At 46.3% G+C, this 20,473-nt stretch carries 16 protein-coding genes and 1 pseudogene; all 17 read left to right on the top strand.

From position 1 onward, the window contains the following. The first annotated feature begins 28 nt into the window (after nt 1-28). The 17 genes and pseudogenes from BLCOC_RS24680 to BLCOC_RS24600 all read left to right on the top strand — a co-directional run bounded on the left by BLCOC_RS24680 (nt 29) and on the right by BLCOC_RS24600 (nt 20,452). Nucleotides 29-349: a DUF4315 family protein gene (locus BLCOC_RS24680; protein WP_115623674.1), complete on the top strand. Its 321-nt coding sequence runs from the start codon at nt 29-31 to the stop codon at nt 347-349. Then, nucleotides 285-1,667: a CD1107 family mobile element protein gene (locus BLCOC_RS24675; protein ID WP_330412130.1), complete on the top strand. Its 1,383-nt coding sequence runs from the start codon at nt 285-287 to the stop codon at nt 1,665-1,667. Before BLCOC_RS24680 ends, BLCOC_RS24675 begins: the two co-directional genes overlap by 65 nt. Before the next feature lie 18 nt (nt 1,668-1,685). After that, nucleotides 1,686-2,246, top strand: a complete 561-nt coding sequence (locus BLCOC_RS24670; protein ID WP_115623673.1) for an MT-A70 family methyltransferase — start codon at nt 1,686-1,688, stop codon at nt 2,244-2,246. 1 nt (nt 2,247) lies between these two features. Then, a complete protein-coding gene (locus BLCOC_RS24665; RefSeq protein ID WP_115623672.1) occupies nt 2,248-4,320 on the top strand; it encodes a DNA topoisomerase 3 in 2,073 nt (690 codons plus the stop codon). A 65-nt stretch (nt 4,321-4,385) separates the two neighbouring features. Then, on the top strand, nt 4,386-10,754 hold the full coding sequence (locus BLCOC_RS24660; protein WP_115623671.1) for a SpaA isopeptide-forming pilin-related protein: 6,369 nt from the start codon (nt 4,386-4,388) through the stop codon (nt 10,752-10,754). A 78-nt stretch (nt 10,755-10,832) separates the two neighbouring features. Continuing rightward, nucleotides 10,833-10,973: a hypothetical protein gene (locus tag BLCOC_RS24655; protein WP_002585002.1), complete on the top strand. Its 141-nt coding sequence runs from the start codon at nt 10,833-10,835 to the stop codon at nt 10,971-10,973. Between the two features lie 6 nt (nt 10,974-10,979). Then, the gene (locus tag BLCOC_RS24650) at nt 10,980-12,068 is read left to right on the top strand and encodes a DUF5688 family protein (protein WP_115623670.1); all 1,089 of its coding nucleotides are present in this window, start codon (nt 10,980-10,982) and stop codon (nt 12,066-12,068) included. 66 nt (nt 12,069-12,134) lie between these two features. Further along, nucleotides 12,135-12,446 carry an HrcA family transcriptional regulator gene (locus BLCOC_RS24645; protein ID WP_242999000.1) on the top strand — a complete coding sequence of 104 codons (312 nt, stop codon included), beginning with the start codon at nt 12,135-12,137 and terminating at the stop codon, nt 12,444-12,446. A 120-nt stretch (nt 12,447-12,566) separates the two neighbouring features. Continuing rightward, nucleotides 12,567-13,208 (top strand): JAB domain-containing protein, encoded by a 642-nt coding sequence (locus BLCOC_RS24640; protein ID WP_115623668.1) that lies wholly within the window; start codon nt 12,567-12,569, stop codon nt 13,206-13,208. A 17-nt stretch (nt 13,209-13,225) separates the two neighbouring features. Further along, entirely contained in the window at nt 13,226-14,239 is a 1,014-nt protein-coding gene (locus BLCOC_RS24635) for a hypothetical protein (protein WP_242998999.1), read from the top strand. Then, nucleotides 14,236-14,661, top strand: a pseudogene (locus BLCOC_RS24630) (TnpV protein). Before BLCOC_RS24635 ends, BLCOC_RS24630 begins: the two are co-directional and overlap by 4 nt. Nucleotides 14,662-14,820: 159 nt before the next feature. After that, complete coding sequence (locus BLCOC_RS24625) at nt 14,821-15,492, top strand: response regulator transcription factor (protein ID WP_115623667.1); 672 nt, start codon at nt 14,821-14,823, stop codon at nt 15,490-15,492. Then, on the top strand, nt 15,476-16,879 hold the full coding sequence (locus BLCOC_RS24620; RefSeq protein ID WP_165907260.1) for a sensor histidine kinase: 1,404 nt from the start codon (nt 15,476-15,478) through the stop codon (nt 16,877-16,879). Before BLCOC_RS24625 ends, BLCOC_RS24620 begins: the two co-directional genes overlap by 17 nt. Before the next feature lie 144 nt (nt 16,880-17,023). Continuing rightward, a complete protein-coding gene (locus tag BLCOC_RS24615; RefSeq protein ID WP_115623666.1) occupies nt 17,024-17,776 on the top strand; it encodes a hypothetical protein in 753 nt (250 codons plus the stop codon). Between the two features lie 457 nt (nt 17,777-18,233). Further along, on the top strand, nt 18,234-18,749 hold the full coding sequence (locus BLCOC_RS24610) for a sigma-70 family RNA polymerase sigma factor (protein WP_115623665.1): 516 nt from the start codon (nt 18,234-18,236) through the stop codon (nt 18,747-18,749). An 86-nt stretch (nt 18,750-18,835) separates the two neighbouring features. Further along, on the top strand, nt 18,836-19,261 hold the full coding sequence (locus BLCOC_RS24605) for an RNA polymerase sigma factor (protein WP_115623664.1): 426 nt from the start codon (nt 18,836-18,838) through the stop codon (nt 19,259-19,261). A gap of 186 nt (nt 19,262-19,447) precedes the next feature. Further along, nucleotides 19,448-20,452, top strand: a complete 1,005-nt coding sequence (locus tag BLCOC_RS24600; RefSeq protein WP_115623663.1) for an AAA family ATPase — start codon at nt 19,448-19,450, stop codon at nt 20,450-20,452. Nucleotides 20,453-20,473 lie beyond the last annotated feature (21 nt).

Genomic DNA, 20,473 nt, shown 5'->3' with positions numbered 1-20,473 from the left:
GTGGTCATGCCGCCCGGAAAGGAGCAGTATGAAGAGCCTTGAAAAAGCAGCTGCCGATTATGAAAAGGCAAAGGAAAAAATGGAGGCATCCAGGGCACGGTATGAAGCAGACCTGAAGCGGTTTAAGGCTGCAGAAGCGGCAAAGACAGAAGCGGAGAATTTGGAGATTGTGCGGATCATCCGTGGCATGGATATGACCATACCGGAACTGAATGCGTTCCGGGAGAGAATGAAAACGGAACTGCCGACACTGGCAGGATTCCAGAAGGAGGAAACAAGAGCTGATGATGAATTTAGAGAAAATGAAAGAACAGAGGGCACCGGGGAAGCACAGGAAATGGGGCAGTAACGTAAAGAGAGGCATTTTTGCAGTTACCACATTTTTATGTATGGCAACCCCGTTTCTTTCTGCCCAGAGCATTTATGCGGCGGAGAGCACAAACCCTGCCATCGCCATTGAAAAGCCGGACGGGTGGAAACAGGGAGATACTTCTGTTTCCATTACTGTAGATGCCAGCCAGATGGGGGAAGGCTTTAAAGTCGCAAAAATCGAAGCAAAGGCTGGGAAAGATGGGAGCTGGCAGGACGTTACGGAGTCCAGAAGCATTACCATCAACGGAAACCAGACAGTCTATGTGCGGGTGACGGATGCAGAAGGGACGGTGTATGAACAGAACCGTTCCATCCGCTGTTATGATACGGAAAAACCAACGCTTTCTGCCTCCCTTACGGATGGTGTGCTGACCATCCAGGGAAATGATGCGGTATCCGGGATCTCTGCGGCAACTGTCAACGGTACTACCTATACGGATCTTTCGGATGGAAAACTGAAGGTCCAGCTTACACAGAAAGACTTTACCACAAAGCAGATCGAGATCACGGTGACGGATGGTGCCGGGAATACTTCCGATAAGTACACTCTCCAGAACCCGTATTATGAATGGGCGGTACGTCAGGCACAACAGCAAAGTACAGCGAACAGCGATATGAGTACCACTGGCAGTGCTGCCACAACGGAAGAAACGGCCACATCCCCGCTTCCGCAGGACGCACAGGCATCGGAACCGACGGAGGCAAGGGGAACCGTGGATGAACGTACTGTGACGGGGATTGAAGAAGAACTGGCAGCAACCGGGGAAGATGCAGAAAATATTGCCCAGACAGCAACGGAAGGGACGAAAGAGTTTTACACCATTTCCACCAAAAGCGGCAAGGTGTTTTATCTGGTCATTGATAATTCCAAGTCACAGGACAATGTGTATTTCCTGACGGAAGTCAGTGAAAAAGACCTGATGAACTTCACGCTTTCCGATACGGTAACGCTTCCGGAAGTAGATACTGTGTATGCAGAACCGGAAACAGAGGAACCGGAGCCGACGCAGGAGCCGGAAGAGGAAGAGCCGGAAACAGAGGAAGTGCAGATGCCGGAGGATAAATCCCCGGTGGGTTCCTATCTTTTGATCGGGCTGGCAGCTGCCGGTGCGTTGGGCGCCGGATATTACTTCAAGGTCTATAAGCCGAAGCATGAATACGATGATGAGGATGAATATGAGGATGATGAGACCGAAGAAGCGGAAGAACCTGCGGAACCGGATGATGCGGAAGAAGAGACACTTCCGGATGAAGAGGATCCAGAGGAAGTCCTGGAAGATGATGAGGAATCATAATGGGGTGTTTTGATGCAAATGAAAAAATATCCGGTTATCTATGCAGATCCGCCATGGCAGTACCGTGTGTATTCCAAAAAAGGATTAGGGCGGAGTGCAGAGAGCCATTACCCCACAATGGGGATTGATGAGATCCGTGCCCTGCCGGTGGCGGAGCTGGCAGAAAAGGACTGTGCCCTATTTTTGTGGGTGACGGTCCCGTGCCTGCTGGAAGGGCTTTCCGTCCTTCAGGCATGGGGATTCCAGTATAAGACCATTGCTTTTGTCTGGATCAAGCAGAATAAGAAAGCGGACAGCCTGTTCTGGGGAATGGGGTACTGGACAAGGAGCAATGCCGAATTCTGTATCCTGGCAACCAGAGGTTCACCGAAACGGCAGTCTGCCGGAGTCCATCAGGTGATTGTATCCCACATCGAGGAACACAGCAAAAAGCCGCAGGAAGCAAGGGAGAGGATCGTGCAGCTGATGGGAGATGTCCCCCGCATTGAGCTGTTTGCCAGGCAGAAGACGCCCGGATGGGATGTCTGGGGGAATGAAGTAGAATCCGATATTGAAATGGAGAGCAGAAAGGAAGAGTGAGATGAAGTTAGTAATAGCAGAAAAGCCGTCTGTTGCGATGGCTCTGGCCAAGGTGGTCGGAGCAAGGGAACGGAAAGACGGATATGTGGAGGGAAAGGAGTATCTGATATCGTGGTGCGTTGGGCATCTCGTAGCATTCTGTGACGCATCGGAATATGATGAACGTTACAAAAAATGGAGATATGAAGACCTCCCGATCATACCGGAAGAATGGAAAAGGAAAGTCCTTGACGGGACAAAGAAGCAGTTCCAGATTTTAAAGAAACTGATGAACAGCAAAGAAGTGGATGAGGTCATCTGTGCCACAGATGCCGGAAGGGAAGGGGAGTTGATCTTCCGTTTTGTCTATGAGCAGGCAGGATGCAAAAAGCCGGTCAAAAGGCTCTGGATCTCATCCATGGAAGAACGTGCAATTAAAGAAGGGTTTGCATCGTTGAAAGACGGTTCGTGTTATGAAGACCTTTATCAGTCAGCCTTATGCAGGGCAAAAGCAGACTGGCTGGTGGGGATCAATGCGAGCCGTCTTTTTTCCGTCCTTTACAACCAGAACCTGAAAGTGGGCAGGGTGCAGACCCCGACCCTTGCCATGATCGTGGACAGGAACCAGAAGGTAAAGGAGTTTGTAAAAGAAAAATATTATGTAGCCCACTTAACATTCGGGGAGTTCGATGCAGTTTCTGAGCATTTCCAGAAAAAGGAGGAAGCAGACAAGGTGGCATCGGACTGTAAGGAACGCATGTGTCAGGTGGAGAAAGAAGATGTGCAGACGAAAACCATGCGGGCACCGAAACTGTATGACCTGACTTCTCTCCAGAGGGATGCCAACCGGCTCTTTGGTTACACGGCACAGCAGACGTTGGATTCTGTTCAGGAGATGTATGAAAAGAAGCTGGTGACGTATCCAAGGACGGACAGCCAGTATCTGACAGATGAGATGGGGAACAGTACGAAACAGCTTATTCAGTTGCTGTTATCCAGGATGCCTTTTGCGGAGGGGATTGCGTATGAACCGGATATTTCTAAAGTACTGAACTCTAAAAAGGTATCAGACCATCATGCAATTATCCCCACTTCGGAAGTGGAGAAAGCAGATCTTCAGAAGCTGAAAGAGAAGGAGAGGAACATCCTGTATCTGATCAGTGCCAGGGTACTCACCGCAACGGCGGATCCCTATATTTATGAGACCCATAAGTGCCAGCTGACCTGCAACTTTCATACGTTTTATTTCAATGCAAGGAAGACAAAACAGGAAGGGTTCCAGGCGATAGAGAAGAAACTGAAACACTTTTTGGGTGTCAGGGAACCGGAGCAGGAAGCGGAATTTGACCTTTACCTTGGAAGGAATATCGGACCGTGCAGCACTTCTGTTTCAGAAAACTTCACGCAGCCGCCCCGCCAGTATACGGAAGACACGCTTCTGGCGGCGATGGAGCGGGCAGGCAATGAAGAACTGACAGAGGATACGGAAAAGAAGGGGCTTGGTACACCGGCAACGAGAGCCGGGATCATTGAAAAGCTCATCCAGTCCGGCTTTGTAAAAAGGGAAAAGAAGAATCTGGTGCCGACAGATGCGGGGAATGTACTGGTCACAGTCCTTCCGGATGAGATCAAGTCCCCGAAGATGACAGCAGAGTGGGAGATGGCATTAAACCATATCGCACAGGGGACAGAGATGGCAGAGCATTTCTTAAATGGGATCACGGATATGATGGGAGGATTGATTTCCCGTTACCATTCGATTTCAGAGGAGGAAAGCAGCCGTTTTCCAGGAACCGCCAGGGGAGAAGTGATCGGGAAATGCCCGGTCTGTGGAAGTGATGTCCGGGAAGGGAAGAAGAATTATTACTGCACCGGGCAGGAATGCCGCTTTTCTTTGTGGAAGGATGACCATTTCCTTGCAAGCCAGGGGAAGAAGATGGACAAAGCAACGGCAAAAAAATTCCTGAAGAAAGGAAAAGTCCATTACAAAGATCTGGTATCGAAAAGAACCGGAAAAAGTTATGAAGCTACCGTAGAAATGGTTGCTGACAGTGAGGGAAAAGCACAGTTTAACCTGCATTTCCCCCAGCGGTAGTTAGGAACCAGGCAGCCAGAAGGCTGTCTGTTTTCATATAAAAAATGAAAGAGAGGACATGATCTATGAGAAGAACAGGACATTTAAGGAGACTTGTATCCGGATTTCTGGCAGGGATGACGCTGTTATCCACGGTGTTATCGCCCATGACAGCGTATGCGGCAGAACCCAAAGCGGAAGAAAAGCCGCCCCTTTATGAAGAGGTCAAGGATCTGCTGGACGAAGATGAAGTGGTAAAAGCCAAAGATTATGAAATTACTGTTGGCAGTGAATTCGACGTCACCTGTGATTTTACCGGGCTGGAGATCAAAGATGACAAAAAAGTAAAAGTCACTTTTGAGGAAGCTAAGAATGAAGAGGGAAAGGATTTTGCTTTAGACCACGCAGACAGTTATAAAGCCGTCTACTACGTGGAGCCGGTCAATGAGGCACATCCGAAGTACCAGATCAGCAGAAACCTGATCGTTAAAGAGGCGGAAACAGAAGTGCAGGCTGCTTCAGAAGGAGGCGGCGAAGATGCCGGTTCCAGCGGTACAGAGGAAGCGGCAGATGATGATGAGGCAGACTCGCAGACGTTATCTGCAGAAGAGAGTGAAACAACAGAAACTTCCATGGAGACGGAAGCTGCCACAGAACCAGTCACAGAGGCTGAACCAGAAACGGAAATAGTAGAAAGCACCGAAGTTCTTCCGGAAGAGGAACTGGATGCAGCACTGGAGGAAAGCGAAGGGCAGGAAACCGTTGACCCGGAGACCGGGCTTTCCGTATCTGATGTACTGGAACAGGGCGAAGAACAGGGAATTGATATGCTGAGCCTGGAAGAAGGCGAGACGGTACAGTTTCAGGCACAGGCACTGTTTGCAAGTGCCAGATCCACGACCTCCGTTAGTGTAACCAGAGGGGCATATTACTATTATGCAGATTATGGTCTGGGTTCTTACCTGACCGCACCTTATACCGTAAAGTTTGGTGATGTTACTGCTACTGCCTATTGCGTACAGCCATCCAAGCCGGGGCCGGGGGATGGAACTTATACGATCACAAAGCTGAGTGACGGAAAGACCTTAGCGAAAGTCTGCTACTACGGTACAAAAGCCAGCGGGGATGAAGGATTTTTCGCAGAAAAGCATCCGGATTTCTCTACCGGAAAGCGTTTTATCATTACCCATCTGGCAGCCGCTTATGCAAATGGAAGCAGTGATGCCTTTTCCGGCACCAACTCCACCGGACAGGCGCTGGCCATGGAACTCTATAACTACTGTGTGAGCCAGCCGGAGATCCCGGACGTGGCGATGTCATTTTCCAATGCGAAGGTAAAAGCCTATATTGACGGCAATTCCCAGAGAACGGAAGAGATCACTTTTAAGGCAGATGCGCTTCAGACCATTACGATGAAGCTTCCATCCGGCGTAAAATTCCACAACGTTTCAACCGGAAAGACCAGTGCGGCAGGGGCAAGCGTAGAAGTGTCCGGCGGCACAAAGTTCTATCTTTCCGCGCCTCTGACACAGGCGGAAGATGTAAGCGGCTCCTGGGCAGTGACCATGAAAGGAAGCATTACCAAGGATTATTCTGCTTATAAGATCACCACAGGGTCATCTACACAGGACCTGGCACTGGTATTTGGAGAAGGTGTCACAGATGAGAAGTATGTGGATTTCAGTGTGGAATGGGTGAAGATGGCAAAGATTGAGATCGTGAAAAAGGATGCCGGAAGCAATGCAAAGGTAGCCGGTGCGGTCTATGGCATTTACAGTGATGAAGCAGGAAAAAACCTGATCGCAAAGATGCCTGCAACCGATGCCAATGGTGCATCCAGTATAACGATTGAAAAGACACAGAATACCGTGTACCTGAAAGAGATTTCCGTACCGAATGGCTATGTGCTGGATACCAAAGCCTATGGGATCAACCTGGTCATCGGCGGAACCACAAAGAAAGACGTAACTGACAAGGAACAGTTTGCAGACCTGACCGTTTATAAGGAAGGGGAAGTGCTGACCGGTGCTTCTGTTACAGATTCCGGCGTTGTGTTCCAGTACACAAAACAGAGATTGAAAGGTGCTGTTTATAACGTGTATGCCGGAGCGGATATCAAAGCGGCAGATGGAAGGGTTATTTTCCAAAAGGGTGCCCTGGTAAAAGAGGGGCTGACCACCGGTGAGGATGGCAGTGCAACCCTTAAGAACCTGCATCTTGGCACTTACGTTGTAACAGAAACGAAAGCCCCTGCAGATTATGTGTGCAAAGGGGAATCCAAAACCGTCACCTTAAGCTATGCAGGACAGAACGTGGAAGTGGCAGTAGGAAATGTGACCTTTGCCAATGACCGCCAGAAGGCAAGCGTATCTGTGGTGAAACAGGACGATACCACAAAGAACCCGCTGTCCGGAGGAATTTACGGACTGTATGCGGCAGAAGATATCGCTGATGTATCCGGGAATGTGGTAGTGAGAAAAGATACCCTGATTGAAAAAGCAACAACCGGGAACGATGGAAACGCTGTATATCAGGCAGACCTGCCGATCAACCACAGCTATTATGTGAAAGAGCTGCAGGCACCTGTAAACTACTTCCGAAACAGTGAGGATGTATTCTCTTTCAGATTTCAGTACACCAACGATAAACAGGCATCCGTCGCATTTACCCATACGTTTGAGAATGAACGTGTCAATGCGACGATCCATCTGGTCAAGAAAGATAAAGAGACCGGAAGAAATACCCAGGGAGACGCTACCTTTGAAGGCGCTGTTTATGGAGTGTATGCAAAAGAAAACATCATCCATCCGGATGGAAAAACCGGCATCCTCTATAAAGCAGGAAGCCAGGTGGCAACCATGACGGTTGATAAAAAGGGTGATGCTTCTGTAGAAGACCTGTACCTTGGAAAATACTACGTGAAAGAGATCACACCGCCGATTGGATACCTGATCGACGAGGGTGAGTATGACCTGGAATGCAGTTATGAGGGAGACCTTGTAAAGACTGTGGAGCGCAGTACGGAATCTTCGGAACAGGTCATGAAACAGCCGTTCCAGGTGATTAAAGCGGCGAACAATGGAAAGACAGACGCAGACCTGTTAAAAGGTGCCGGATTTACTGCTTACTTAAAGAGCAGCCTTAAGACCAATCCGGACGGCAGTTACGATTTTGCATCTGCCAAGCCGGTAGTGCTGACCGCAGATGGAAAGACAGAGATGTTTACGGATGCCAAAGGCTATGCCTGCAGCATCCCGCTTCCGTATGGTACTTACCTTGTAAAGGAAACAACAACTCCGCACAATTATAAGCCGGTGGATGACTTTCTTGTTACCATCAGTGAAAACCATCCGGATGAGCCGCAGATCTGGCGGATCCTTCTGGATGATGAATTTAAAGCAAAGTTAAAGATCGTGAAGAAAGACGATGAAACAAAGAGGCCGGTGCTGGTGGCAGGTACAGAATTTAAGATTTATGACCTGAATCATAAGAAATATGTGGAACAGGTTACGACTTACCCGACCACTGTTACCCATAAATCCTACTTCACAGACAGCCAGGGTTATCTGATCCTTCCGAACAATTTAAGCATCGGACATTACCGGATCGAGGAAGTGACAGCCCCGGATGGCTATACCTTAAACCAGAATTATGTGGAGATCGAAGTGGATTCCAATACTGCATACCAGATGGATTCTGTCAGCGGGGATGTGGTGATTGAAGTAGATTACGAAAACCATCCGGTCAAAGGAAAGCTGACTGTTTACAAAAAAGGTGAGATGCTTGCTGGATTTAATAAGGATTTCATTTACGAAGAGCAGTTCCTGAAAGATGCCGTCTTTGAAGTGTATGCGGCAGAGGATATTTACTCCCCGGATTACCAGAAGGACGCAGAAGGAAACCGGATTGTAGTCTATGCAAAGGATACACTGGTGACTACGATCACAACCGGTGAGGATGGAATGGCAGTGGCAGAAAACCTTCCGCTTGGTGCTTATCGGGTGGTGGAAAAAACAGCCCCGGAAGGGTTTGTGTTAAATCCGGAGGCTGAAGATGTTGTCTTTGTCTATGAAGGTCAGGATACTCCGGTGGTAGAGCAGGAAGTGACAATCGGTGATGAAAGACAGAGGGTAGCGATTACGGTTGAAAAACAGGATGCGGAAAATGGAGCAGTTGTGGCAGGTGCCGTATTTGGTATCTACAACAAAGAAGATATTACCGCAGACGGCAAAGTAATTGTTGCGGCAGATACCCTCCTTCAGGAAATGACTTCGGATGAGAAGGGTCAGGCCGGCTGTACACTGGATCTTCCGCTTGGAAGCTACTATGTAAAAGAACTGAAAGCCCCGGCAGGGTATGTATCTTCCAATGAGGTCCTGAACTTTGATGCTTCCTATCAGGGACAGGATGTGGAAACGGTTGTTTTGAAAGCCGTGAAGAAAAACCAGCCGACCACAGTGGAGATCACAAAATCTGACATTACCACTGGAACAGAACTGGATGGTGCAAGCCTGAAAGTGCTGAATAAAGACGGGAATGTTGTGGATGAATGGACTTCTGTTAAGGATGCCCCGCATGTGATCAAACGTCTGGTAGTCGGGGAGACTTACACACTCCGGGAAGAATTTGCCCCGTATGGATACCTGAAAGCAACGGATGTGGAATTTACCGTGGAAGACAATGGCGATGTCCAGAAGGTTGAAATGAAGGATGAAGTGCCGACCGGGCTTCTGATCATCAACAAAAAGGGCGAATTCCTGGATAAAGTAACGCTTCTGGATAATGCAAAAGGCACGGTGGAGCATCTGTTTGAGTATATCACCGGAAGCCTTACCGAAGTTACTTTTCACGTTTATGCCGCTGAAGATATCAAAGCGGCAGATGGTGTCAGCGAGGATTATTTCAAAGCAGATGAACTGGTGGGAACCATTACCACAGATACCAATGGTATTGCACAGCTTGGGGATCTTCCGGTTGGAAAATACTATGTGAAAGAGGCAGAAACTGCCCATGGTTATGTGCTGGATGGGGAGCCAAGATATGTGGATTTAAGTTACCGTGACCAGGATACCCCGGTGGTAACGTATGATGAAGCATGGCAGAATAACCGCCAGAAAGTCAAAGTGACCGTCCTGAAAAAGGAAAAAGACACCGAACGAGTTCTGGCAGGCGGTATCTTCGGATTGTTTACAAGGGAGGATATCAAAAATGTGGGCGGTGATGTCCTGATGGAAGCAGATACGCTCATTGAGCTTAAGACCACGGATGAAAACGGTCAGATCACCTTTATGGCAGACCTGCCGGTAGACGGCAACTATTATGTGAAGGAGCTGTATGCCCCGGATGGTTTTGTGACCACCAATGAGGAACAGGATTTCACCTTTGAATATGCCGGTGCGGACCAGGCAGAGGTAAGCTATGATTTTACCTTTGAAAATGAGGCAACAACCGTGGAATTGACAAAATCCGACCTGACAACAGGGGATGAACTCCCGGGTGCCCACCTGAAAGTGACCGATGAGGATGGAAATGTTGTGGATGAATGGGTATCCACAGAAGAAGCCCATGTGATCAAAGAGCTGGTAGTCGGCAAAACCTACACCATGACAGAAACCAAACCTGCAGATGGATATGTAACCGCAGAAAGCATCGAATTTACCATCGAGAATACTGCGGAAATCCAGAAGCATGAAATGAAGGATGATGTGACAAAGGTACAGATCAGCAAGACAGATATCACCGGAGACCAGGAGATCCCGGGTGCGAAGCTTACGATCCTGGATGAAAATGACCAGGTAGTGGAAAGCTGGACTTCCACAGAGGAGCCGCATTATGTGGAGAAGCTGCCGATTGGCAGATACACACTCAGGGAAGAACAGGCACCGAAAGGATTTATCCTGACAGCCGATGTCTCCTTTGAAGTGAAAGATACCGGCGAGATCCAGACGGTTGTTATGAAGGATGATACCGCAAAAGGTAAAGTGATCCTGAATAAAACAGATAAGGAAACCGGAGAGCCATTAAAAGGCGTGGAATTTGAACTCCGTGACAGCAAAGGGAAGGTACTGGAGACCTTAAAGACGGATGCTGCCGGTCATGCGGAGAGCAGCCTTTATGAGATTGCAGATTACAAAGACGGTAAATATGCCGGTGAGAAGAAATATTATCTGGTGGAAACCAAGACGCTGGATGGATATACACTGGATGAGACCGAGCATGAGGTGGTATTTGCCTACAAAGATGACAGCACACCGATTGTGGAAGTGACCTTTGACCTGACAAATGACAAGCCGGAAGTGCCACAGACAACGGAAGGCACACCGGGAACACCGTCAGCAGGTAATCCGAAGACCGGGGATGAGACGAATCTCTGGCTTCCGGTGGTACTGCTGGCAGTATCTGTAAGCGGCATTGCCGGACTTCTGGCAGCCAGAAGAAAGAGAAAAAGAAAATAGCAACCTTATATGAGCAGGGAGCCTTAATTTGAGGCTCCCTTTTATCATAGTAAAATCAAGAAAGGACAGGTAAAGAATATGAAGAAAACAATGAACACAGTGCAGGCAGGGAGAGAAATGCAGGAGAGATCATTCAAGAGAATGATGGCATACCAGAAAAAAGCAGAGCAGGCAGTCAACAAAAAGAGAATGAACCAGCACATGATCAGAAGGGGGTAATTGCGTATGATGAACAGAAAAGATTTTTTTGAATATGTGAAGGACAATGTGAAGGACTATCTTCCGGAAAAATATGCGGATGCCAATATCCATCTGCAGGAAGTAGTAAAGAAGAACGGGCTGACACTGACGGCGGTGGTCATTCCCGCAAAGGACACCAATATCACACCGAATGTATATCTGGATTCCTTTTACCAGGAATACCGGAACGGGAAAAGTCCGGATGCCTGTGTAGGGGATGTGGCAGACCTTTGGATTGAAAAAATGGATACGGACCTGGACGTTGATGTAAATGGCATGATGGATTACGGGAATGTCAAGGATAAGCTGCAGGTCAGGATGTGTGACCCGGATAAAAACAAAGAATGGCTGGAAGATAAAGCTGTGACCATGCATGGGGATTTCGCAGCTTATTATACGGTCAACCTGTCGGAAAATAAAGACGGCATTGCTTCTGTTTCCGTGACCAAAGCACTTTTAGAGGCGTGGAAGATTGATGTCCAGACGCTCCATCAGGATGCGATGGCATCGGATAAAAACCGTGGACCGGCTTTATACGCAATAAATGATCTGATGGAATCCTCGATTATGGGAGAAAAACCCCAGAATCTGTTGAACGGAGACAGGAGGGCAGAGGAATTTTTCATGCCTATGTTTTGCCTGACGAACGAAACAAAAATGAATGCGGCATCCCTGATCCTGCATGAGGATATCCGCAAACAGATCGGGGAGTTTATGAAGGGTGATTTTTATATCCTGCCTTCCTCCATCCATGAAACACTTCTTTTGCCGGATAATGGGGACTTTGATGTGAAAGCCCTGAATGCCATGGTAAAAGAAGTCAATGCAACAGAAGTAGCACTGGAAGATATTCTTTCGGATAAAGTGCAGTTTTGTGATGGCAGAACAGCCGTGATGGAAAATGCGGAGAAACGGGAAGCACGTCTGGAAAAAGAAAAAGCAGCTTCGGCAGAAAAGCCGGCAGAGAAAACCGGGATTCATGTGAAGCTGGAAAAGGCGAAGGAAGAGATGAAAGCAGGGGATGCTCTGGGAAAACCACAGGGTAAAACGAGAGATACGGCTATGGTAATGTAACAATAATAAGCAGAGTTATAAGGGGACTTTCATTGTGGAGGTTCCCTTATATGAAGGAGGATGTATATGTCAGAGTGGTGCTTATATGGTGATGATATAAGAGAAAAGTTTGAAAGACGGTTAGAACCGGATAGCCTTGAAGGCGAGTTAATCAGGTATAAGGAAGTTTTGGGTGAAGAATTTGGACTCAAAGAACTTCTGACTATTGAGGATTTAAGAGTAAAAGCATTGATAGCGGAGGCAATCAACAATGTACCGGAATTTTTACTGGATCAGATTGGAAAAGCCAGGAACAGTTATGAGTTCCCTTCGCTTGTAAGGGAATTGGAACGGATTGCAGATGTTATGGAAGAGGTCGTAGAGGGAGAAGGGGAATGAGCAACAAAATGAAAGAGGAAGAAAGAAAAAGGTTATCCGGACATATCCGGAAATGCCTGGAGTCACAAAAAGACCAGGAGTTTATTCTTCAAATCCCCTTAAAGAGAGGAGCATCAGAAAGTGAGAAGAAAATACGGAATTGACCAGGTATCGGTTCGGCTTGTAAAAGAAGCACCGATCCTGAGTGAGGAAGAGATCTCTACACCGGAAGATGCGATCCGGGTATTGGGAGATACCTTTAAAGACTATGACCGGGAGGTGGTAGGAGTGGTCCATCTTCGAAGTGATAATGTTCCCATTAACATGACTATCATCAGTATGGGGACACTGAACCAGTCACTGGTGCATCCGAGGGAAGTATTAAAGGTGGCGTTCTTATCGAATGCCGCTTCCATTCTTTTGTTCCACAACCATCCAAGCGGCAGCCTGAACCCATCAAAGGAGGACATTGCACTTACAGGCAGGATGCAGCAGCTTTGTATGTTGGCAGGAATCCCTGTGATTGACCATGTGATTCTCGGAAATGACCAGTCCTATTTTTCTTTCCGGGAAAAAAAGATCCTTCCTATGGAGCAGATTCAATACTCTGTGGATTTGAATGATATCAATCTGAAAGTGGCAGAAAAGGAAGCAGAAAATTATGGATATGAGAAACCACATAAAAAATCAATCAAGGAATCCCTGGAGGAAAACCGGAAAAAAATCACATCCGGTCAGAAAACATCCGGTGTGAAGAAAAAACGGGAAACGACGATAGAATGAGAGGAGGATGAATGGGTATGGCAAATAAATTATATGCCATGGAACAGCTGACGGAAGAAGTCGCAAAGGACATCGCAGCAAAGCCGGAAGAGTGGATGCGTTTTCTGGATACCGCATCCCGGTTATATAAATACACCTTTGATGAACAGCTCCTGATCTTTGCCCAGAGACCGGAAGCAACCGCTGTGGCATCCATGGAGGTATGGAATAAGCGGATGTACCGATGGATCAGGAAAGGCTCGAAAGGCATTGCCCTGATTGATTATACATCCAGCCCGAAAAACCGCCTGCGGTATGTGTTTGATATTTCGGATACTTATAAGGTTCGGAATCTGGGGAAAGACCCGGCTTTGTGGGTGCTGCCACAGGATGACCGTTTTCTTGCGGCAGATTATCTGCAGAGAGCGTATGGATTGGACGAAGGAGATGGCGGGCTTGCCGGAACCCTGCATCAGGCAGCACAGGAAAGTGTGCGGGAGTGGCTTCCGGATGCGTTTGATGAACTGAAACAGGATGTGCAGGGGACATTTCTGGAAGAACTGGATGAGCAGAACCAGGAAGTGGAGTTCCGGAACCTTATGACGGACAGTGTATGGTATGTCCTATTAAAGCGGTGCGGGATGGATACGGAAGCATACCTGTCTGCGGACAGCCTGCGGCACATCACGGATTTTAATGATCTCCGTGTGCTTGGGCACCTTGGCACAACGGTTAATGAGATCTGCAGGCCGATTCTGATGCAGCTTGGACGGTATGTCCTTATGGATCTGGAAAATGACAGGAAAACGGTTGCAAAAGAATCGGAAGTGGTCTATAATGAATTTAACACGTTAATTCGTGAAAGTGAAGAAAATACCAGAGAGACAAAGATAGAAGAAAACAAGGAGGTAACAGAGCATGAGAGAGATCACTTACAGCAGGAACGGGGATTACTTAACTTAAAGATAACATATACATACAGCCTGCTGATACATTGCTTGCAGATACCCCGCAGAAACCAAACCATACAGAAAAGGAGTTTTTGCATATGAAATCACTATTTGAACAGTTGGGCGGCACATACCACGAAGAAAATGGGTATCTTATCCCAGATTTAAGATTACCCGCCGAAGAAGAACAGCCAATAGGCATATGGGGGTGAGCGAGTGCCAGTGGCACTCAAGCTGCGAACCGACCGAGCCGACAGGCGAGAAAGAGGCACTTGGACTATCTGAAACAGTACCATAAGGTTACATACACCAATCTTCTTACAAGCGGCAGGCTCAATGCCTATCTTGTCGATGTAGACAGGCAGGCACAGGAACGCTTTGAAAGGCTCATAGAGGGCATGAAACAGGCACAGGGCATAACAGAACAGCTAAAGGAAGAAAATGCTTTAGAATGGACAGGGCGGCTAGGTAACATAAGGGCGTGTGCAAGGGAGATTGTAGAGAGAGAAATTATATTTGTATAGACAGCGATGACGGTAGGGGGAATCTCTGCCGTTTTTTTTCGGACAGTATAAAACATATATCTGTTTGGTTGATACGGTTGATTAAGCTAAGTATAATAAATATAAAATCTACACTTTAATCACACAATACTATGATATGCTTATCGTGGAGGTGGCATTATGCAAAAAATATTAGTTGTTGAAGATGATTTTGATATTCAAGAGCTTCTGCACAGTTTCTTACAAGAGGCTGGTTACGAAGTAGATGTTGCAAATGACGGTGTGGAAGCGATTGACATTTTTTCAAACAGTCAATTTGATTTGATACTATTGGATATTATGCTTCCTAAAATTGATGGTTTCACACTTTGCGAATTGATACGCAAACAGTCACAAGTTCCTATTATCATGCTGACTGCATTAAATGGTGAAGAAGAACAGATAAAGGGATTGGACTTGCAGGTTGATGATTATATCACAAAACCTTTTTCTATGCCCGTCCTAATACGAAAAATTGCTGCGGTTCTAAGGCGGAGCAATCAAGGAAAAGATGAAGAAAACCAGACCATCAATTACCGTAACCTTATTCTCGATTTAGACAGTTATATTGCGACCGTAGACGGAAACAGCTATGAATTAACACAGCGTGAATTTGAGGTGTTGCGTGAGTTGCTGACACATCAAGGACGGGTAATGACAAGACAAAATTTATTGGACAGTGTATGGAAGTATGATTTTTTTGGTGATGAACGTGTAGTTGACACGCATATTAAGAACCTACGCAAAAAATTAGGCATTGACTTTATTCTGACGATTAGAGGGGTGGGATATAAAATTGATAAAGAAATTTAATGACAGCCTGTTTTCAAAGATTTTTATGATTACTGCCATACTACTGTTATGCGTTAGTCTATCCGTATTTGGGTTGGTAGCGGTTTTAATGCCCCAGACTTATTCCAATGAGCTAAATAGTGTGTTATCACGGCAGACATTAGATTTTATTGATGAATTAGAGATGACTGCCCTAGAGGATTCAGGGGGGCTGTTCGACCAGTTTTTAGAAAATATAAATATTTTTAGCGTGGAGCTATATGATGATAATGGACAGGGGATAACAATACCAACAATGCGGGGGAATGAAGCAAGCGCATCAGAAATGGCATCTTCCTCAGATGCTCCTGTTTTGTCAAACAGTTTTTACTTTTCCTTTTTCGGCTCTGGAACAAAATATATGCTTGTTGTTTATGGCGAGGCAACACAAGTGGAAGAACTTAGGCAAGTATTCTTAAGGATTTCCCCTATTGTATTTATCTCCGCCCTTATCCTTGCACTATTGGTTTCCTTACTTTTTTCAAGGATAATCACATCACCAGTGTTGAGGATTAGTAGCATAGCTACAAAAATGTCAGAAATGCAATTAGACTGGAAATTAGATGCAAAACGGACAGATGAATTAGGAATATTGGAAAAAAGTCTGAATAGCATGTCCCAAAACTTACAGACTGCACTTTCCGATTTGAAAAATGCCAATGCGAAGTTGGAAGAAGATATTGAGCATGAAAAAGAACTGGAACAGGCACAGATGGATTTTTTTTCTGCCGCTTCACATGAATTAAAAACGCCTATAACGATTATCAAAGGGCAGCTAGAAGGTATGCTGCTTGGAATAGGAATATATAAAGACAGGGAAAAATATCTTTCCCGCTCATTAGAAGTTGCAAATACACTTGAACTCATGGTGCAGGAGTTATTAACAATTTCAAGGTTGCAAACATCTGGTACAGATTTAAAAAAAGAGCCTTTTGATTGTGTGCGGGTCATACAGAAATATTTAAGGGAAACCGAAGATTTAATTATAAACAAGGATTTGCGAGTGTGCTTAAATGTTCCGCAATCAGCAACGGTAAATGGGAATAGACTTCTTTTGGAAAAAGTATTCTCCAACGTAATAGGAAATGCCATTAAATATTCTCCACAAAAAGCAGTGATTAACATCACAGTCAATCATACGCAAAACCATTATTTGTTCCAAATAGAAAATAGCGGTACACATATAGCAAAAGAAAACATGGATAAAATATTTGAACCCTTTTATCGTATAGAACAGTCACGCAGCCGAAAAACAGGAGGAAGCGGACTGGGGCTTTATATCGTACAAAAAATATTACAGTACCATAATAGTGTTTGTGATGTTTGTAATACGGAAATGGGCGTTTGTTTTTCCTTTGAGCTTCTATAAAATATAATATTATGCTGAATGCGGCGGGATAATTTTATCCTGCCGCATTTGCTATCTACACACAAATCACAAATAAATCCCAAATCTATCACAAAGTCTTCTGCTATACTTCGGATATATTCAAAGAAAGGATGGTATAAAGAAATGAAAAAAAGAATAACAAATGTACTTCCCACACTATTTGCGATCTGCTGCCTTGCTGGATGCGGTACAGTTATGGCAGAAGTACCGAAAACTTCTGTACCAAATGAAGCGGCTTATGAAAGCCCAGCCCAAGCCGTGGAAACAAATCAGGAGCTTTCAGATGAAGAACGGGCACAGGAAGAAAAGGAACGGCGTGAAGAAATTGCAGAACAGTATTCCATTTACAATGAGTTTGGGTTGAGTTATGACAAGAACAAAGACAGGTTTCTCTATGATGGAAATATCGTCCGTTATTTTAACGACGCTATCAGTGAAGACAGTACAAACGCCTTTTTCTATGAGGATGGCACGGTTGACTTGAAACCTATCCGCAATTCTTCGGGCAAATTAACAGGTTTGGAAATTGCTTCTGATAAAGAGTTTGCTGAACGCACAAAGAAAAACGATGAGGTAAAAAGTCAGATGCAGGATTCTGGAATCGGCGAAGCAGGAAGTTTTGAACTTGGCGAACCCGATACATCAGACGATTCCCTTGTAGGATATTCTGAATATGGCGTTTCTTATAATGCAGAAACGAAAAGGTTCATGTTTGACGGCAAAGACATTTATTTTTTCTATGATTCTGACGGTGCGACTTATGTCGATTACAACGTGACAAATGGTGTAAGTGTAAAGGTTGTTCGCGACAAGACCAAGAAAATCGAGAAGATAGATGTAATGACTGATGATGAAGTAAAAGAATTACTAAATTAAATGGATTAAAGTTTTTGGGAATAGATTGTATGAAAACCCACTGAATAAAAAAAACGATGTTTCAGCGGGTTGCACAATCATGTTTTGAATCCCTTCTCTAACTTCGTTTTGAGTTTTTGGAGGGATTTTTTTATGTTCTTTTTTCGGGCAGTAATCTATCTGCTCAAGCAACGCAGATTTGACTTATACATAGCATATCGGGGAATGGCAGGAAGCCAGTTAAAAAAATCCCTGTCCATGCAACGCTACTTCTCACCATGAAACCAGAAGTAGAATCTCCACTTAACAGAATATGTATCTCCTATAACCGTAGAGGCCGCAGAGCCTTTGCGGTTTTTCTTTTGTCGTTTTTTATCAAAATGTGCCGCCGCAGTGCTGTATGTGGTATTCGTTGCCGCTCCCCGCCCTCTCCATCTGGATTTTAACATTTCAAAAATTCAGATGGGAGGTATTAGCGGTGAAATATGCACCAAGAAAAGTATATATCAAAGAAAACAATGTCTATGTGGAATTATCCTATACGGACTTCTGCCGCCGCAGGCAAGCCGACCAGAGTTACATGGACAAGCTGTTTATCCCCGTGCAGGGCTGTCTGCTTGAAGTAGTGCGGGAACAGTACGCAGATTTTTACAAAGATAAAGAACGGTGGCGTTATCTGCAAAAACTGGACACGAACCACAAGCTGCTGTCGTTGGAGGGATTTACAGACAGCGAGGGAAATGTGCTTGACTTCGTTATTGATGAAACGGTGGACGTTGCGGAAACCGTTGTCCGTGCGGTGATGGTGGACAGGCTGAAAGCCGCCCTGCCCTTATTGTCGGATGGGGAGCAGGCATTGATACAAGCAATCTTCTTTGAAGAACTTTCCGAGCGGGAAGTCGGATTGCGGTTAGGTGTGACACAGAGCGTTGTCAACAAGCGCAAAACCAAAATCCTTGCGAAGCTGAGAAAGATAATCGAAAACAAAATTTAAGGCGTTCAGTCCCCTTGTTTTTTCCTTTGGGAAAATGAGGGGGCTTTTTCCTGCCCTCTCAATCAATTCGATTGGAGGAAATAAGGATGGCATACAACCACGGACGGGAGGACAGGAAATGGCGTATCTGGAAAGAAGCCGAGGAAAAGGTTCTGCGTGAGTGCGGCGTTGATGAAGCAACCATTGAGCAAATCCGCACAGACGACAGGGCAGATTTTAATTCCAACAGGCGGTTTTACCGATGGGCGAGCGACTTCGGCGAATACCTTGAGGGCATGGCGGACAGGGAGAAGCAGACGGAGGTAAAGTCTGTTGATGATTTACTGGACGAGATTGAGAGCGAAACTCTGTACTTTGCTTTAATCACGGTAGATAAACGCACGTTACAAATCATCCTGCTGAAAATGCAGGGATATTCCACAAAGGAGATTGCCCCACTTGTGCATTTAACGGCAGGGGCTGTCTATGCGAGGTTAAACCATCTGCGGAAGAAGCTGCGGAAAATTTTATGAGCGTCTCATATATCCTGCTTTTCTATGGGCTATTAGGTACGGGGGAATCTCCCGCTTCTTTTTGGCGGGAGGAAAGCGGGGGGCGGCATTACATACTCCCACTTTTTTCGTGGGGGTAAATCTATTTAAGGAGGTCAACGCCTATGCACATTAAAAACAAAACCACTGCCCGAAAGGAGGAAAGCCATGCAGAAGTTACAGACAGTCAATGCAGACACGCTCCTTTATGAGCCGCTTGAAACGCCGTCCTTTGTGGTGGACGGTCTGATACCCACGGGCTTAACCCTGTTCTGCGGCTCACAGAAAATCGGTAAGAGCTGGCTTATGTTAAAGCTCTGTCTTTGCGTGTCACAGGGAATCCCCTTATGGGATATGCCCACGCTGGGGGGCGATGTGCTGTATCTCTGTCTGGAGGACACGTTCTGCCGCATACAAGGCAGGCTGTTCCGTTTGACGGATGAAGCGAGCGGGCGGCTCCATTTTGCCGTGGCGAGCAGCAAGCTGTCAGACAGCCTTATCATCCAGCTTGAAGAATATCTGAAAGAATGCCCCGACAGCAGGCTCATTGTCATTGACACTTTGCAGAAAGTCCGCACGGCATCCAAAGACAACACCTACGCCAGCGATTACGAGGACATTTCCCTCATCAAGGACTTTGCAGACAGGCATTCATTGGCGGTCATTGTCGTCCACCACATCCGAAAGCAAAACGACAGCGACGTATTCAATAAGGTGTCTGGCACGACAGGGCTGACAGGGAGTGCGGACGCAACCTTTGTTCTGGAAAAGGAGAAACGCGCGTCCAGTGCCGCCAAGCTGTATGTGACGGGCAGGGACACGCCGTATCAGGAGTTCACGCTCCGTTTCCGTGATTGCAGTTGGGAACTGGTGGAACGTAAGGAGCAGGAACAGCTTGCAAAAGAAGCAATACCAGACGTCCTTTTTCGGTTAGTGGATTTTATGCGGGGCAGGGAGGAATGGACTGGCATAGCCACGGAGCTGTTAGCCGCTATGGGGGAAACGGAAACCGCCCCGAACGTCTTAACAAAATGGATGAATGAATACCGTCTGGACTTCCTGCATGAAAACCATATCCGTTATGAGTTCCACCGTAAAAACAGCGGCAGGATGATTTCGCTTGTGAGGGAGACGGATGAAGACAATGCCGATTGTGACGGTGATGGCAGTTAATATTGCATGTACCGCTGCCCC

This window comes from Blautia coccoides (assembly GCF_034355335.1).
Lineage (GTDB): Bacteria > Bacillota > Clostridia > Lachnospirales > Lachnospiraceae > Blautia > Blautia producta.
The sequence above is the reverse complement of the archived record's forward strand: the minus strand, read 5'-3'. Positions and strand labels throughout refer to the sequence as shown.